This window comes from Paracoccus ferrooxidans (assembly GCF_029909815.1).
Taxonomy (GTDB): Bacteria; Pseudomonadota; Alphaproteobacteria; order Rhodobacterales; family Rhodobacteraceae; genus Paracoccus; species Paracoccus versutus.
Genome location: NZ_CP038198.1, coordinates 1,039,661 through 1,055,982 on the forward strand (window position 1 = coordinate 1,039,661; position 16,322 = coordinate 1,055,982).

At 65.4% G+C, this 16,322-nt stretch carries 12 protein-coding genes and 1 tRNA gene; all 13 read right to left on the reverse strand.

The window, feature by feature from the left end; translation table 11 throughout:
- Nucleotides 1-137 precede the first annotated feature (137 nt).
- Nucleotides 138-4,346: a DNA-directed RNA polymerase subunit beta' gene (rpoC, locus tag E3U26_RS05240; RefSeq protein WP_499105652.1), complete on the reverse strand. Its 4,209-nt coding sequence runs from the start codon at nucleotides 4,344-4,346 to the stop codon at nucleotides 138-140.
- Nucleotides 4,343-4,654 (reverse strand): hypothetical protein, encoded by a 312-nt coding sequence (locus E3U26_RS05245; protein WP_139294139.1) that lies wholly within the window; start codon nucleotides 4,652-4,654, stop codon nucleotides 4,343-4,345. The genes rpoC and E3U26_RS05245 overlap by 4 nt, the downstream gene beginning before the upstream one ends.
- A gap of 3 nt (nucleotides 4,655-4,657) precedes the next feature.
- A complete protein-coding gene (gene rpoB / locus E3U26_RS05250; protein ID WP_072464176.1) occupies nucleotides 4,658-8,806 on the reverse strand; it encodes a DNA-directed RNA polymerase subunit beta in 4,149 nt (1,382 codons plus the stop codon).
- A gap of 239 nt (nucleotides 8,807-9,045) precedes the next feature.
- Nucleotides 9,046-9,423, reverse strand: a complete 378-nt coding sequence (rplL, locus tag E3U26_RS05255; protein ID WP_036754120.1) for a 50S ribosomal protein L7/L12 — start codon at nucleotides 9,421-9,423, stop codon at nucleotides 9,046-9,048.
- A 67-nt stretch (nucleotides 9,424-9,490) separates the two neighbouring features.
- Entirely contained in the window at nucleotides 9,491-10,006 is a 516-nt protein-coding gene (rplJ, locus tag E3U26_RS05260; RefSeq protein WP_036754117.1) for a 50S ribosomal protein L10, read from the reverse strand.
- A 258-nt stretch (nucleotides 10,007-10,264) separates the two neighbouring features.
- Complete coding sequence (rplA, locus tag E3U26_RS05265) at nucleotides 10,265-10,963, reverse strand: 50S ribosomal protein L1 (protein ID WP_036754114.1); 699 nt, start codon at nucleotides 10,961-10,963, stop codon at nucleotides 10,265-10,267.
- Between the two features lie 3 nt (nucleotides 10,964-10,966).
- Nucleotides 10,967-11,419, reverse strand: a complete 453-nt coding sequence (gene rplK / locus E3U26_RS05270) for a 50S ribosomal protein L11 (RefSeq protein ID WP_036754111.1) — start codon at nucleotides 11,417-11,419, stop codon at nucleotides 10,967-10,969.
- Between the two features lie 88 nt (nucleotides 11,420-11,507).
- Entirely contained in the window at nucleotides 11,508-12,047 is a 540-nt protein-coding gene (gene nusG, locus E3U26_RS05275; RefSeq protein WP_036754109.1) for a transcription termination/antitermination protein NusG, read from the reverse strand.
- 195 nt (nucleotides 12,048-12,242) lie between these two features.
- Complete coding sequence (secE, locus tag E3U26_RS05280) at nucleotides 12,243-12,437, reverse strand: preprotein translocase subunit SecE (protein WP_024845742.1); 195 nt, start codon at nucleotides 12,435-12,437, stop codon at nucleotides 12,243-12,245.
- 166 nt (nucleotides 12,438-12,603) lie between these two features.
- Entirely contained in the window at nucleotides 12,604-13,386 is a 783-nt protein-coding gene (locus E3U26_RS05285) for a hypothetical protein (protein ID WP_499105653.1), read from the reverse strand.
- A gap of 49 nt (nucleotides 13,387-13,435) precedes the next feature.
- Nucleotides 13,436-13,511, reverse strand: a tRNA-Trp gene (locus tag E3U26_RS05290).
- Between the two features lie 50 nt (nucleotides 13,512-13,561).
- Nucleotides 13,562-15,403, reverse strand: coding sequence for an ABC transporter ATP-binding protein (locus tag E3U26_RS05295; RefSeq protein ID WP_499105654.1), 1,842 nt, complete (start codon nucleotides 15,401-15,403; stop codon nucleotides 13,562-13,564).
- Nucleotides 15,404-15,460: 57 nt separating this feature from the next.
- Complete coding sequence (locus E3U26_RS05300) at nucleotides 15,461-16,114, reverse strand: CatB-related O-acetyltransferase (protein ID WP_036754100.1); 654 nt, start codon at nucleotides 16,112-16,114, stop codon at nucleotides 15,461-15,463.
- Nucleotides 16,115-16,322 lie beyond the last annotated feature (208 nt).

Consider the following 16,322-nt stretch of genomic DNA (forward strand, 5'->3'; position numbering starts at 1 on the left):
GCAAGAAGGCGCCCAGGCAACCTTCGGCGGATAATGCCCGTGCCATGCAATCCCAGATTGCCGAAACGGAGGCAAGCCCGCGCCAGCAAAAAGGCCCGGCATCGCTGCCGGGCCTTTCCAGTTTCATCCGCGGGCGATCACTCGTCGTCGCCGACCTCGGCCGGGGTGTCTTCCGGCGCGATCAGCGCGGCGGCGGCTTCCGCCTCGGCGCGGCGCGCCTCGATCACCTCGTGGTCGCGATCGGTGGCGATGCGGCGCACGCGGGCCGTGGCCCCGCCGGTGCCGGCCGGGATCAGCCGGCCGACGATCACGTTCTCCTTGAGCCCGACCAGCTTGTCGCGCTTGCCCTGGACGGCGGCCTCGGTCAGCACGCGGGTCGTCTCCTGGAACGAGGCGGCCGAGATGAAGCTGCGGGTCTGCAGCGACGCCTTGGTGATGCCCAGCAGCACCGGCTCGCCGGTGGCCGGACGGCCGCCCTTGGCTTCGATCTTGGCGTTCTCTTCCTCGAACTCGTCGCGGTCGACATGCTCGCCCTTCAGCAGCGTGGTGTCGCCGCTGTCGAGGATCTCGATCTTTTGCAGCATCTGGCGGACGATCACCTCGATGTGCTTGTCGTTGATCTTCACGCCTTGCAGCCGGTAGACGTCCTGCACCTCGTCGATCAGGTAATCGGCCAGAGCCTCGATCCCCATGATGCGCAGGATGTCATGCGGCGCCGGGTTGCCGTCCATGATGTAGTCGCCCTTCTGCACGAAGTCGCCTTCCTGCACCGGGATGTGCTTGCCTTTCGGCACCATGTATTCGACCGGCTCCAGCGTGTCGTCGGCGGGCTGGATGGCGATGCGGCGCTTGTTCTTGTAGTCCTTGCCGAAGCGCACATAGCCGTCCAGTTCGGCGATGATCGCGTGATCCTTGGGACGACGAGCCTCGAACAGTTCCGCCACGCGGGGCAGACCCCCGGTGATGTCCTTGGTCTTGGCGCCTTCGCGCGGGATACGCGCCACCACGTCGCCGGCGCGGATCTCCTGGCCTTCCTCGACCGACAGGATCGCCTCGACCGACATCGGATAGGTGACCGGGTTGCCCTGTTCGTTGCGCACCGGCTCGCCATCCTGGTCGACGATGATGATCTCGGGCTTCAGCTCGTTGCCCTTGGGGGCCGAGCGCCAGTCCGTCACGATCTTCTGCGTCATGCCCGTCGCGTCGTCGGTCTCGTCGCGGACCGAAATGCCGCTGATGAGGTCGACATATTTCGCGATGCCCGCCTTCTCGGCGATGATCGGCAGGGTATAGGGGTCCCATTCGAACATCTTCTGGCCGCGCGCCACGGCATCGCCTTCGCGCACGAACAGTTTCGAGCCGTAGAACAGCTTGTGGCTGGCCAGCGTGTCGCCCGTCGCGCCCTTGATGTGCAGCTGCATGTTGCGGCTCATCACGATCAGCTCGCCATTGGCGTTTTCCAGCGTGCTTTCGTTCTCGAAAGCCACCGTGCCCTCTTGCGCCGCGGCGATGAAGGACTGCTGGCCGCCCTGGGCGATGCCGCCGATGTGGAAGGTCCGCATCGTCAGCTGCGTGCCCGGCTCGCCGATGGACTGGGCGGCAATGATGCCGACCGCCTCGCCGATGTTGACCAGCGTGCCGCGGGCCAGGTCGCGGCCATAGCACAGCGCGCAGACCCCGTCGTCCGACTCGCAGGTCAGGGCCGAGCGGATGCGCACGTTCTGCACGCCCGCCACCTCGATCTCGTCGGCCTTGCGCTCGTCGATCAGCTCGTTCTTGCGCACGATGACCACGTCCTCGCCCGGAACCAGCACGTCCTCGGCCGCGACGCGGCCCAGAACGCGCTCGGAAAGCGGGCTGACGACTTCGCCGTCGTTGACCGCGGCCGAGGCGGTGATCGCCCGCTCGGTGCCGCAATCATGCTCGCGGATGATGCAGTCCTGCGCCACGTCCACCAGGCGGCGGGTCAGGTAGCCCGAGTTCGCCGTCTTCAACGCGGTGTCCGACAGGCCCTTGCGCGCGCCGTGGGTCGAGTTGAAGTATTCAAGAACGGTCAGGCCTTCCTTGAAGTTCGAGATGATCGGCGTCTCGATGATCTCGCCGTTCGGCTTGGCCATCAGGCCGCGCATGCCGCCCAGCTGCTTCATCTGGCTGACCGAGCCCCGCGCGCCCGAATGCGCCATCATGTAGACCGAGTTCGGCTCCAGCTCGGCGCCGTTTTCGTCCTTCTTGGTGGCCGAGATGGTCTTCATCATGGCGTCGGTGACGCGGTCGTTGCATTTCGACCAGGCATCGACGACCTTGTTGTATTTCTCGCCCTGGGTGATCAGGCCGTCCAGGTATTGCTGCTCGAACTGCTTGACCTGGTCCTGCGTCTCCTCGACCAGCTCCCATTTCGTCGGCGGCACGACCATGTCGTCCTTGCCGAAGGAAATGCCGGCGCGGAACGCCTCGCGGAAGCCCAGGCCCATGATCTGGTCGCAGAAGATCACCGATTCCTTCTGGCCGCAGTAGCGGTAGACGGTGTCGATGACGTTCTGGATGTCCTTCTTGCGCAGCAGGCGGTTGACCAGCTCGAAGGGCGCCTTGGCGTTCTTGGGCAGCAGCGCGCCCAGGCGGATGCGACCGGGCGTGGTTTCGAAGCGCTTGATGACCTCGTTGCCGTTCTCGTCGATCTGCGGCAGGCGGGCGGTGATGCGGGCATGCAGATGCACCGCGCCCGAGGCCAGCGCGTGTTCCACTTCCTCGAGGTTGGCAAAGACCATGCCCTCGCCCTTCATGCCCTCGCGCTCCATGGTCGTGTAGTAGAGACCAAGGACCATGTCCTGCGACGGCACGATGATCGGCGCGCCGTTGGCGGGCGACAGCACGTTGTTCGTGGACATCATCAGCACGCGCGCTTCCAGCTGCGCCTCAAGCGACAGCGGGACGTGGACGGCCATCTGGTCGCCGTCGAAGTCGGCGTTGAAGGCCGAGCAGACCAGCGGGTGCAACTGGATCGCCTTGCCCTCGATCAGGATCGGCTCGAAGGCCTGGATGCCCAGGCGGTGCAGCGTCGGCGCGCGGTTCAGCAGCACCGGATGTTCGCGGATCACCTCGTCCAGGATATCCCAGACCTCGGGACGCTCTTTCTCGACCAGCTTCTTGGCCTGCTTGACGGTGCTGGAAAGCCCCTTGGCCTCAAGCCGCGAATAGATGAACGGCTTGAACAGCTCCAGCGCCATCTTCTTCGGCAGGCCGCATTGGTGCAGCTTCAACTCCGGCCCGGTCACGATGACCGAACGGCCCGAGAAGTCGACCCGTTTCCCCAGAAGGTTCTGGCGGAACCGGCCCTGCTTGCCCTTCAGCATGTCGGACAGCGATTTCAGCGGGCGCTTGTTGTTGCCGGTGATGACGCGGCCGCGGCGGCCGTTGTCGAACAGCGCATCGACCGACTCTTGCAGCATCCGCTTTTCGTTGCGCACGATGATATCGGGCGCACGCAGCTCGATCAGCCGCTTCAGGCGGTTGTTGCGGTTGATGACCCGGCGATACAGGTCGTTCAGGTCGGACGTGGCAAAGCGGCCGCCGTCGAGCGGCACCAGCGGGCGCAGTTCCGGCGGGATGACCGGGATCACCGTCAGCACCATCCATTCGGGACGGTTGCCCGATTCCAGGAAGCTTTCGACGATCTTCAGCCGCTTGATGATCTTCTTCGGCTTCAGCTCGCCCGTCGCTTCCTTCAGCTCCTCGCGCAGCTGTTCGGCGGTGGCGGCCAGGTCGATGTTGGCCAGCATCTCGCGGATCGCCTCGGCGCCGATATTGGCGGTGAAGGCGTCGGCGCCATACTGGTCCTGCGCGTCGAGGAATTCCTCTTCGGTCAGCAGCTGGCCATAGCTCAGGTCGGTCAGGCCCGGCTCGATGACGACGTAGTTCTCGAAATAGAGGATACGCTCAAGGTCGCGCAGCGTCATGTCCAGCATCAGGCCGATGCGCGAGGGCAGCGACTTCAGAAACCAGATATGCGCGACCGGGGCGGCCAGCTCGATATGGCCCATGCGCTCGCGCCGGACCTTTTGCAGCGTCACCTCGACGCCGCATTTCTCGCAGACCAGGCCGCGATACTTCATGCGCTTGTATTTGCCGCAGAGGCATTCGTAATCCTTGATCGGGCCAAAGATGCGCGCGCAGAACAGACCGTCACGCTCGGGCTTGAACGTGCGGTAGTTGATGGTCTCGGGCTTCTTCACCTCGCCATAGGACCAGGCGAGGATTTCCTCGGGCGAGGCCAGCGAGATCTTGATTTCGTCGAACTGCCGCGGCGCAGCCAGCGGGTTCAGGGGATTGGTGGCAAGTTCCTGGTTCATTTCATGTCCTTTTCAGGCGCGGGGCAGGCGAAATCCATCATCCAAGCTCCATGAAGCCCATAGGCTCCGGTATGCGGAATGGTTTCGCGGGCGTTGTGGTGAGGCAGCCGACAATGTCTTGCGGCTGCCTGGAGCATCCTGTTCGCAGGCACGGCGTCGTTGTTCGAGTAATCGAATGTCGTTGCGACAAACTCATACCCTTTTTCTCGACGCGAGTTGCCATCTGCGATCCGTTCGATCTGCACCCCACAGCCCGCAAGGGCGATGAGGGAAGGCAGCATTCCGAAGCGACAGATGGCAATGCTCATGCCTTACTCGTCCTCCTCCGCATCCAGGAGTTCCATGTTGAGGCCCAGACCCCGGACCTCCTTGACCAGGACGTTGAACGATTCCGGCACGCCGGCCTCGAAATTGTCCTCGCCCTTGACGATGCTCTCATAGACCTTGGTCCGGCCGGCCACGTCGTCCGACTTGACCGTCAGCATCTCTTGCAGGGTATAGGCGGCGCCATAGGCTTCCAGCGCCCAGACCTCCATCTCGCCCAGACGCTGGCCGCCGAACTGCGCCTTGCCGCCCAGCGGTTGCTGCGTGACAAGCGAGTAAGGCCCGGTCGAACGCGCGTGCATCTTGTCGTCGACAAGGTGGTGCAGCTTCAGGACGTATTTCATCCCGACGGTGACCGGGCGCGCGAACTGCTCGCCGGTGCGGCCGTCGAAGACGATGGACTGGCCCGAGGTGTCGAAGCCCGCACGGCGCAGCGCGTCGTTCACGTCCGCCTCTTTCGCGCCGTCGAAGACGGGCGTCGAGATCGGAACGCCGCCGCGCACCGCATCGGCATGCTCCAGCAGGGTCTCGTCATCCATGCCCTCGAAGGTCTCGGCATAGAAGTCGTCGCCATAGCCGTTCCGCATCGCCTCGCGCACCGGGCTCATGTCGCCGTTGCGGCGATAGTCCTGCAGCGCCTCGTCGATCTTGATGCCCAGGCCGCGCGACGCCCAACCCATGTGGGTTTCCAGGATCTGGCCCACGTTCATCCGCGAGGGCACGCCCAGCGGGTTCAGCACCAGGTCGACCGGGGTGCCGTCGGACAGGAAGGGCATGTCCTCGATCGGCACGACCTTGGAGACGACGCCCTTGTTGCCGTGACGGCCGGCCATCTTGTCGCCCGCCTGCAGCTTGCGCTTCACCGCGACGAAGACCTTGACCATCTTCATCACGCCCGGAGGCAGGTCGTCGCCCTGGCGCACCTTTTCGACCTTGTCGTCGAAACGGTTGTCCAGCGCCCGCTTCTGCGCGTCGAATTGCTGGTTCAGCGCCTCGACTTCCTTGGCGGTGTCCTCGTCGGCGACGGCAAGCTGCCACCACTGGCCGCGGCTCAGCTGGCCCAGCAGGTCGTCGTCCACCACGGCGCCGGCGCGGATGCCTTTCGGCCCCTTGACGACTTCCTTGCCCATGATCAGCGATTTCAGGCGCGCATAGATGTTGCGCTCCAGGATCGCCAGCTCGTCGTCGCGGTCGCGGGCCAGGCGCTCGACTTCCTCGCGCTCGATCTGCAGCGCGCGCTCGTCCTTGTCGACGCCGTGGCGGTTGAACACCCGGACCTCGACGATGGTGCCATAGGCCCCCGGCGGCAGGCGCAGCGAGGTGTCGCGCACGTCCGACGCCTTTTCGCCGAAGATGGCGCGGAGCAGTTTCTCCTCCGGCGTCATCGGGCTTTCGCCTTTCGGGGTGATCTTGCCGACCAGGATGTCGCCCGGACCCACTTCGGCGCCGATATAGACGATGCCGGCCTCGTCGAGGTTGCGCAGCGCCTCTTCACCGACGTTCGGGATGTCGCGGGTGATCTCTTCCGGGCCCAGCTTGGTGTCGCGCGCCGCAACCTCGTATTCGTCGATATGGATCGAGGTGAACACGTCGTCGCGGTGGATCCGCTCGGAGATCAGGATCGAGTCCTCGTAGTTGTAGCCGTTCCAGGGCATGAAGGCCACGACCACGTTGCGGCCGATCGCCAGTTCGCCCTGGTCGGTCGAGGGACCGTCGGCCACGACCTGGCCCTTGACCACCCTGTCGCCCACCTTGACCAGCGGGCGCTGGTTGATGGTCGAGGACTGGTTCGAGCGCTTGAACTTGCGCAGGCGATAGATGTCCACGCCCGCATCGCCCGCGCCCAGGTCCTCGGTGGCGCGGATAACGATACGCTGCGCATCGACCTGGTCGATGATGCCGCCGCGACGGGCCATGATCGCGGCGCCGGAATCGCGCGCCACGGTCGCTTCCATGCCGGTGCCGACGAAGGGCGCCTCGGCCCGCAGCAGCGGAACCGCCTGGCGCTGCATGTTCGAGCCCATCAGCGCGCGGTTGGCGTCGTCGTTTTCAAGGAAGGGGATCAGCGCCGCGGCGACCGAAACCAGCTGTTTCGGCGACACGTCGATCAGGTCCACCGCCTCGACCGGGTTCAGCATGAAGTCGCCGGCCTGGCGGGTCGAGACCAGCTCCTGCACGAAGCGGCCTTCGCCGTCCAGCTCGGCATTGGCCTGGGCGATGGTGTGGCGCATCTCCTCGGTGGCGGACATGTAGATCACGTCATCCGTCACCTGGCCCTCGACCACCTTGCGATAGGGGGTCTCGATGAAGCCGTATTTGTTCACGCGGGCAAAGGTCGCGAGGCTGTTGATCAGGCCGATGTTCTGGCCTTCCGGCGTCTCGATCGGGCACATCCGGCCGTAATGGGTCGGGTGGACGTCGCGCACCTCGAAGCCGGCGCGCTCGCGGGTCAGGCCGCCCGGCCCAAGCGCCGACAGGCGCCGCTTGTGGGTGACTTCCGACAGCGGGTTGGTCTGGTCCATGAACTGCGACAGCTGCGAGGAGCCAAAGAACTCGCGCACCGCGGCCGCTGCCGGCTTGGCGTTGATCAGGTCCTGCGGCATCACCGTGTCGATCTCGACGCCCGACATGCGCTCGCGGATCGCGCGTTCCATGCGCAGCAGGCCGATGCGATACTGGTTCTCCATCAGCTCGCCGACCGAGCGCACCCGGCGGTTGCCCAGGTGGTCGATGTCGTCGATCTCGCCCTTGCCGTCGCGCAGTTCCACCAGCCCGCGGATACAGGCGATGATGTCCTCCTTGCGCAGGGTGCGCTGGGTGTCCGGCGCATCCAGGTCAAGGCGCATGTTCATCTTGACCCGGCCCACGGCGGACAGGTCATAGCGCTCGCTGTCGAAGAACAGGCTGCCGAACAGCGCCGAGGCGGCCTCGACGGTCGGCGGCTCGCCGGGACGCATGACGCGATAGATGTCCATCAGCGCGCCTTCGCGGCTCATGTTCTTGTCGGCCGCCATGGTGTTGCGGATATAGGGGCCGACGTTGACATGGTCGATGTCGAGGACCGGGATCTCCTCGATGCCGTTGTCCAGCAGCACCTTGAGCAACCCGCCCGAAATCTCGCCGTCGCGGTCGTATTCGACGGTGATCTCGTCGCCGGCCTCGGCATAGATCAGGCCGGTCTGCTCGTTGATGATGTCCTTGGCGACGAAGCGGCCGATGATCTTTTCGAACGGCAGCAGCAGGTTCACGTCGCCCTGTTCGATCAGCTGCTTGACCAGCCGCGGCGTCACCTTGTCGCCGGCCTTGGTGATGACCTCGCCGCTCTCGGCGTTCACCAGGTCATAGGTCGGGCGGGTGCCGCGCACGCGCTCGGGGAAGAACTTCGTGACCCAGCCCGCGGCCTGCCCCTTGCCGGCGCGCTGCAGCTTGTAGTCCACGGTATTGTAGAAGGCATCCATGATGCCCTCCTGGTCCATGCCGAGCGCATAGAGCAGCGTCGTCACCGGCAGCTTCCGGCGGCGGTCGATGCGCGCGAAGACCAGGTCCTTGGCGTCGAATTCGAAGTCCAGCCACGAGCCGCGATAGGGAATGATGCGGCAGGCGAACAGCAGCTTGCCCGAGGAATGGGTCTTGCCGCGGTCATGGTCGAAGAACACGCCGGGCGAACGGTGCATCTGCGACACCACGACGCGCTCGGTCCCGTTCACGATGAACGTCCCGTTCTGCGTCATGAGCGGCATGTCGCCCATGTAGACGTCCTGTTCCTTGATGTCCTTGACCGATTTGGCGCCGGTCGCCTCGTCGACATCGAACACGATCAGACGCAGCGTCACCTTCAGCGGCGCGGCATAGGTCATGTCGCGGCTCTGGCACTCGTCCACGTCGTATTTCGGCTTTTCCAGCTCGTATTTCACGAATTCCAGCGTCGCCGTCTCGTTGAAGTCCTTGATCGGGAACACCGACTGGAAGACGCCCTGGATGCCTTCGCCGTCCTGATGGCCCTCGGCGTCGCCGGAGCGCAGGAACAGGTCATAGGAGGATTTCTGAACCTCGATCAGGTTCGGCATCTCCAGAACTTCGCGGATATTGCCATAGTAACGCCGGATGCGTTTCTGGCCGACATAAGCTTGCGCCATAGAGGGTCTTACCTTTCGTCTTTCGCTTGCAGCGGCCGTCGGGGCCCGACCGGCGCAAGGCGGCGAATGAGGGGCGGGGTTCCATTCGTGCCGCGCGTCCCACCGCGAGGCTCCCGAACCCCGAACATGCCCTGAAGGAAGGTCTGGCGGACAAACCGCCCTTCAAGACAGGTTCGGCAGGGTCCGGGAAAACCCCGGACCCTGCCCATTTCTTGCAGTCAATCGGCCGAAACGGCCAATTACTTCAGCTCGACCTTGGCGCCAGCCGCTTCGAGCTTCTTCTTCATTTCCTCGGCGTCGGCTTTCGAGGCACCCTCTTTCACCTTGCCGCCGGCTTCGACCAGATCCTTGGCTTCTTTCAGGCCCAGGCCGGTGATGCCGCGCACTTCCTTGATCACGTTGATCTTGTTGGCGCCGGCGTCCAGCAGGACGACGTCGAATTCGGTCTTTTCCTCAGCGGCTTCGGCGGGGGCGCCGGCAGCCGGACCGGCCATCATGACCGCGCCGCCAGCGGCGGGCTCGATGCCGTATTCGTCTTTCAGGATGTTTTTCAGTTCCTGGGCTTCCAGCAGGGTCAGGCCCACGATTTCTTCGGCGAGTTTCTTCAGATCAGCCATTTTTCCGTTCTTTCCATTAAGTGTTCCAACGTCGGGGTTTCAACCCCACGACGGAATGGGGATTGCCTCAGGCGGCCTCGCGCTCTTCCAGAGTCGAGAGGATGCCCGCGATGTTGCTGGCAGGTGCGCCGATCGCGCCCGCGATGTTGGAAGCAGGGGCACCGATGCAGGCCACGATCGAAGCGATAAGCTCCTCGCGCGACGGCATCTGGGCCACGGCTTTCACACCGGCAGGGTCAAGCGCCGTGTCGCCCATGGCACCGCCCAGGATCACGAACTTGTCGTTCCCCTTGGCGTATTTATCCGCGACCTTGGCGGCAGCCACCGGGTCTTCGGAAAAGGCGAGCACGGTCATACCCGTCAGATAGTCGGCGATGCTTGCGCAAGGCTTCCCATCCAGGGCGATCTTGGCGAGCCTGTTCTTGGCAACGCGAACGGACCCGCCGGCTTCGCGCATCTGCGCGCGCAGGTCCTGCATCTGGGCAACCGTCATTCCCTCGTAGCGGGCAACCACCACGACGCCAGAGGCTTCAAAGATCTGGCCGAGTTCTTCGACCACCTGTTCTTTTTGCGCTCTATCCACGGTTTCACTCCAAGTTGGGGGTTTCCCCCCGGCTCTCACTTTCCAGCCGCCCGAACAGCGACTGGAGGGTCCGTGACGGTCCCAAGATCACCCGGAGCGAGGCCCGGAAAATGGTCTTGATCCCATCTCAGGAAGGACGATTAAGCGGCCCGGATCAATGATCGCGTCCCGCACCCTCCGTCTCGGACAGGACGGGGCATCGCTGCCCCGCCATCCGCCGGCGCCCTGTTGAAGGAAGCCGGCGAAATTCCTGCCGCGTTACTGCGCGGCGGTCGAAGCCAGGTCCAGCGACACGCCCGGACCCATGGTCGAGCTGATCGAGACCTTCTTGACATAGGTGCCCTTGGCGCCCGAGGGCTTGGCCCGGTTCACCGCATCCACGAAGGCGCGGATGTTCTCGGCCAGCTTCTCGGCGTCGAACGAGGCCTTGCCGACGCCGGCATGGACCACGCCCGCCTTCTCGGCCTTGAACTGGACCTCGCCGCCCTTGGCGGCCTCGACGGCACCCTTCACGTCCATCGTCACCGTGCCGACCTTGGGGTTCGGCATCAGGTTGCGCGGGCCCAGGATCTTGCCCAGACGGCCGACCAGCGGCATCATGTCCGGGGTGGCGATGCAGCGATCGAACTCGATCTTGCCCGACTGGATCGTCTCCATCAGGTCTTCCGCACCGACGATCTCGGCGCCGGCGGCCTTCGCCTCGTCAGCCTTGGGGCCGCGGGCGAAGACGGCGACGCGCACGTCCTTGCCGGTGCCGTTGGGCAGGGTCACGACGCCGCGGACCATCTGGTCGGCATGGCGGGGATCGACGCCCAGGTTCATCGCGATCTCGACGGTCTCGTCGAATTTCGCGCTGGCGTTCTCCTTGACCAGCTTGACGGCTTCCTCGACCGCGAGGTTGGCCTTGCCGGCAAAGGCGGCGCGGGCGGCGGCTTGTTTTTTCGACAGTTTAGCCATGGCTTAGCCTTTCACCTCGATGCCGATCGAACGCGCCGAGCCCAGGATGATCTGCATCGCGGCTTCCACGTCGTTCGCGGACAGATCCTTCATCTTGGCTTCGGCGATCTCGCGGACCTGCTTGACGGTCACGGTGCCGGCGACCTGGCGGCCGGGCTTTTCCGAACCCTTGGCCCGGTTGCGCTTGCCCTGCGGCTTCAGGCCGGCGGCCTTCTTCAGCAGGAACGAGGCCGGGGGCGTCTTGGTCTCGAAGGTAAAGGACTTGTCGGCGTAATAGGTGATCACGACCGGAACAGGCGAGCCCTGCTCCATCTCCTGCGTGCGCGCGTTGAACGCCTTGCAGAATTCCATGATGTTGATGCCGCGCTGACCCAGGGCCGGGCCGACGGGCGGGGACGGGTTCGCCTGGCCCGCCTTGATTTGCAGCTTGAGGCTGCCGACAACTTTCTTGGCCATCTGGCCCTCTCCTTATCATCACGCCCCGAAAAGGGGCCGACTTAGCGGTGCGGCTGGGCCCCGAAGGGCCGGCGCCTCCCGCAGACGATCACGCGGTCTTGGAGACCTGCGTGAATTCCAGCTCGACCGGGGTCGGACGGCCGAAGATGGACACCGTGACCTTGATGCGGTTCGCGGCCTCGTCCACTTCCTCGACCATGCCCGAGAAGCCCTCGAAGGGCCCGTCGGTCACGTTCACCTTTTCGCCCACGTCGAACCGGATCAGGTTGCGCGGCGCCACCTCGGCCCCGCCCTCGCCGGTGCGATGCAGGATCGCGTTCACCTCGTCGTCGCGCATCGGCATCGGCTTGCCCTGCGCGCCCAGGAAGCCGGTGACGCGGTTGATCGAGTTCACCAGGTGATAGGTCTTGTCCGACAGCTCCATGCGTACCAGCACATAACCGGGCATGAAGCGGCGCTCGGACGTGACCTTCTTGCCGCGGCGGATCTCGATCACTTCCTCGGTCGGGACCAGCACCTCGTCGATCTCGTCCTCGAGGCCCTTCTCGACCACGGCCTGGCGAATCGCCTCGGCGACCTTCTTTTCAAAGTTCGACAGGACGCTGACCGAATACCAACGCTTTGCCATGTCTCGATCGACCCCTGTTTCCTTCCGGGCGAGCCAAGGCCAACCCATTGAATTCCTTGTCCGCCCCGGCCTATCCCTTGGCAATCGCCGCAGGCGCCGGCCAAATTGAAATCGGCGCGCACGACCGAATCGATGCACGCCGTATCACGGGCAGGTCGGGCGGACATAACGCCCCCTGCCCTTCAATGCAAGCCCTCAGCTGCCGACCAGGTTGATGACGACCGAAAGGCCGGTCTTGATCAGCAGGTCGACGAGGAAGAAGAAGATCGAGGCCAGCGTCGCCATGATGAAGACCATGATCGTGGTCGTCACCACCTCGCGGCGGGTGGGCCAGGTGATCTTGCCAAGCTCGGCGCGGACCTGGCTGATGAACTGGACGGGATTGGCCATGGGTTTTCCTTCGGTCTTGCAGCGGGTCAGATAGCCTGCGCCGGCCGGCATTTCAAGCGCCGATCTGAGCGGCGGCGATTACGGCTCCAGGAACTCGACCCCCGGCATGGCGCGCAGGGCGGCGATGTCCTGCGCATAGTTGCGGGCCGAGCGGGCATGGGTCTCGTCATCCAGCAGGCGCAGCCGGGCATGGCCCGAGGCGGGCTGGAACCGCTCGCGCGCACGTCGCGCCAGGGTGCGCTGGTCGATGCCCTCGCCCGATGCGGCGCAGCAGCCAGTCATAGCCGGCCTGGGTCAGGCTGACGTTGGCGGGCGGCGGGTCGGGCACCTCGGCGGCAAGGCCGGCGGGCAGCAGCCGTTCAAGCAGCCGCGGGCGCAGCGCGGGATAATCCTCGTAGCGCCACAGCACGATGCGCGAGACGCCCTCGACCGCCGCCAGCCGCCCGACCAGCCCCGCCCAGGCCGAGCGGGCCGGATCGCGGTCGCCCAGATAGGCGGCGATGTCGATTTCCTTGCCGCCGGCGACCTGGAGCGCGAAGGCCGAGACGATGAAGGAGGCCGGGTCGCGCAGCGACAGATACACCACCGCAGGCCCGCCGCCCGCCAGCGCGATGACATGCCGCAGCCGCTGTGCCGCGCGGGGATAGATCTCGCCGCGCCGGGAAAACAGCCGGCTGCGATGGGTCATGCCCAGGATGTTCTCTTCCGAGATCAGCAGATCGCGACAGCCCTGCCGCATGTCCAGCAGCATCTGCCGGGCGGATTCCTGGTCCCGGCCGCCGATGCCCTGGGCCAGGACCGCGGACAGCGACAGCGGCTGGCCGCGCAGCATGGCCGGATCGACATAGGCCAGCCCGGCGCAAAGCAGCCGGTCGCGCACCTGGCGCAGGGAAAATTGCAGATGGGTCGAGGCGGTCTTGTGCGCCCCCAGATGTATGCTCAGCGCCATGGGATCTCGGCAGGGATCGGAAGGCACGCGGCATGACACGGAAGGCGGCTGGCAGGGGTTGGGGGACTCGAACCCACGACCCTCGGTTTTGGAGACCGATGCTCTACCAACTGAGCTAAACCCCTAAGCCGCGCGTCTGATTACGGCAGGTGAGGGCGCGGTTCAAGAGGGAAGATCACTCGGCCTCAAGAAACCCGCCCGATTGCCGCGCCCAAAGGCCGGCATAGATGCCGCCGCGCGCCAGCAGCGCCTCATGCGTGCCCTGCTCGACGATGCGGCCCTGCTCCATCACCACCAGCCGGTCCATGCGCGCGATGGTGGACAGCCGATGCGCGATGGCGATCACCGTCTTGCCCTGCATCAGCATGTCGAGCTGCGACTGGATCGCCGCCTCGACCTCGCTGTCCAGCGCCGAGGTCGCCTCGTCCAGCACCAGGATCGGTGCGTCCTTCAGCAGCACCCGCGCGATGGCGATGCGCTGGCGCTGGCCGCCCGACAGCTTGACCCCGCGTTCGCCCACATGCGCCTCCAGCCCGCGCCTGCCCTGCGAATCGGTCAGGGTGGCGATGAAATCCGCCTCGGCCAGTTCGGCCGCGCGCAGGATCTCGGCCTCGGAGGCATCCGGGCGGCCATAGGCGATATTGTCGCGGATCGAGCGGTGCAGCAGCGAGGTGTCCTGCGTCACCACGCCGATGGCCGCGCGCAGGGATTCCTGCGTGACCTGCGCGATGTCCTGGCCGTCGATCAGGATACGGCCCGATTCCAGGTCGTGAAACCGCAGCATCAGGTTCACCAGCGTCGACTTGCCCGCGCCCGAGCGCCCGACCAGCCCGATCCGCTCGCCCGGCGCGATGGTCAGGCTCAGGTCGTCCAGCACCGCGCCGCGGCCGGGCCGCGCCACCTCGCCATAGCGGAAGGTGACGCGGTCGAATTCGACCCGGCCCTCGGGCACCGCCAGCGGCCGGGCGCCGCGCGCATCCGTCACCATGCGCGGCAAGGACAGCGAGCCGATGCCGTCGCGCACCGTGCCGATATTCTCGAAGAGCGTCGCGAATTCCCACATGATCCAATGCGACATGTTGCCCAGCCGCAGCGCCAGCGGGATCGCGACGGCGACCGCGCCCACGTCGATCTGGCCATGGGTCCACAGCCACAGCCCCAGCGCCGTGACGGCAAAGACCAGGCCCGAGTTCAGCGTCGACAGCAGGATGTTCTGGATCGAGGCCAGCCGCATCTGCCCATGCACGGTCTGCAAAAAGCCGTCCATGCTTTCGCGGACATAGGCCTCCTCGCGCGATGAATGCGAGAACAGCTTGACCGTCGAGATATTGGTATAGCTGTCCACCACCCGGCCGGTCATCTGCGCGCGGGCATCGGCCTGCGCCTCGCTGATGCGGCCGATGCGCGGGATCAGCCACCACAGCAAGAGCCCGTAGAACACGCCCCAGCCGACGAAGGGCAGCGCCAGCCAGCCGTCGGTCGAGGCCGCCAGCACCAGCGCGCCGATGAAATAGACGCAGACATAGGTCAGCACGTCCATGAACTTCATGGCGACTTCGCGCACGGCCAGCGCGGTCTGCATCAGCTTGGTGGCGATGCGGCCGGCGAATTCGTCCTGGAAATAGCTCATCGACTGGCGCAGCAGGTAGCGATGCGCCTGCCAGCGGATGCGCTGCGGGAAATTCCCCATCAGCGTCTGGTGCATGAGCAGCGAGAAAAGAACCTGCAGCAACGGCAGGCCGATCACCAGGATCGCGCCCATCAGGATCAGGCGATTGCCCTCGAGCGCCCAGAAATTCTCGCGGTCGGCCGCGGCCAGCCGGTTCACCAGCTCGCCCAGATAGCCGAACAGCACCACCTCGGCCACGGCGATCAGGCCCGAGCAGGCGGCCATCGACAGCATGTAGCCCTCGGCCCCGCGCGAGAAATGCAGGATGAACCGCCACAGCCCCTGCGGCGGCATCCGCGGCGGATCGGCGGGATAGGGATCAAGCCGGCGCTCGAACCAGCTGAACATGACAGACCTCATTCGTATCGGGCCGGGCCCTTGCCCGGTTCGTTTCGTCGCACCGCCTCAGGCGGCCAGTTCCTCAAGCGCCGCGACATCGGCACGGGCCAGCGCGGCGGTGGCGCGGGCGATCCGCGCCACGGGCCAGTGCCACCATTGCAACGCCATGAGCCGGGCGATGGTGGCATCGTCAAAGCGCATGCGCATGACACGGGCCGGGTTGCCCGCGACCACGGCGTAATCCGGCACCACGCCGCCGACCACGGCGCCTGCGCCGATGATGACGCCGCTGCCGATCCGCGCGCCGGGCAGGATGATGGCGCCGTCGCCGATCCAGACGTCATGGCCGATCACCGTATCCGGCAGGCCGCTGATCTGGTCGATATAGTCGCCCACCCGCGCGTGATCGAAGATCGCAAAGGGATAGGTCGAGATCCCGGCCATCGGATGATTGGCCGAGGCGGTGACGATCCGCGCCCGGTCGGCGATCTGGCAGAACCGCCCGATCACCAGCCGCTCGGGCGCGCCGGCATAGGTATAGGGCGCAAGCCGCGCCGCCCAGTCCTGCGGCGGGTCGAAGCTGCTGGCATAGGTGAAATCGCCGATCTCGATATTCGGATGGTCGATCACCCGGTTCAGATGCACCAGCCCCCGGTTCAGGGTGCCGTCGGGAAAGCGCATGGGATGGGGCAAAGCCGCATCAAGGAAGTCAGCCGTCATGGGAATCCTCTTCAATCCGTCCGTAAAAGGTCAGATCTGCGAGTTGTCCATGACACCGTTCTCCCCTGTTGCGGCGGGCACCATAGCCGGATTTCGCCGCCGAGGCAACCGGGGGCGCGGCGCCTGCGATCGGGGGCTCTGCCCCCGCCCCTGCGGGGCTCCCCCGGAGTATTTGGAAAACGGAGAAGGCGCATGCGGCGCGCGGCCT

What these genes read in the sequence shown, in the direction of transcription:
- nusG (WP_036754109.1), bottom strand. Translation starts at nt 12,047, where the DNA reads ATGGCAAAGCGTTGGTATTCGGTCAGCGTCCTGTCGAACTTTGAAAAG.
- E3U26_RS05245 (WP_139294139.1), bottom strand. Translation starts at nt 4,654, where the DNA reads ATGAGCATTGCCATCTGTCGCTTCGGAATGCTGCCTTCCCTCATCGCC.
- rplA (WP_036754114.1), bottom strand. Translation starts at nt 10,963, where the DNA reads ATGGCTAAACTGTCGAAAAAACAAGCCGCCGCCCGCGCCGCCTTTGCC.
- E3U26_RS05285 (WP_499105653.1), bottom strand. Translation starts at nt 13,386, where the DNA reads ATGGCGCTGAGCATACATCTGGGGGCGCACAAGACCGCCTCGACCCAT.
- secE (WP_024845742.1), bottom strand. Translation starts at nt 12,437, where the DNA reads ATGGCCAATCCCGTCCAGTTCATCAGCCAGGTCCGCGCCGAGCTTGGC.
- rplK (WP_036754111.1), bottom strand. Translation starts at nt 11,419, where the DNA reads ATGGCCAAGAAAGTTGTCGGCAGCCTCAAGCTGCAAATCAAGGCGGGC.
- rpoB (WP_072464176.1), bottom strand. Translation starts at nt 8,806, where the DNA reads ATGGCGCAAGCTTATGTCGGCCAGAAACGCATCCGGCGTTACTATGGC.
- rplL (WP_036754120.1), bottom strand. Translation starts at nt 9,423, where the DNA reads ATGGCTGATCTGAAGAAACTCGCCGAAGAAATCGTGGGCCTGACCCTG.
- E3U26_RS05300 (WP_036754100.1), bottom strand. Translation starts at nt 16,114, where the DNA reads ATGACGGCTGACTTCCTTGATGCGGCTTTGCCCCATCCCATGCGCTTT.
- rpoC (WP_499105652.1), bottom strand. Translation starts at nt 4,346, where the DNA reads ATGAACCAGGAACTTGCCACCAATCCCCTGAACCCGCTGGCTGCGCCG.
- E3U26_RS05295 (WP_499105654.1), bottom strand. Translation starts at nt 15,403, where the DNA reads ATGTTCAGCTGGTTCGAGCGCCGGCTTGATCCCTATCCCGCCGATCCG.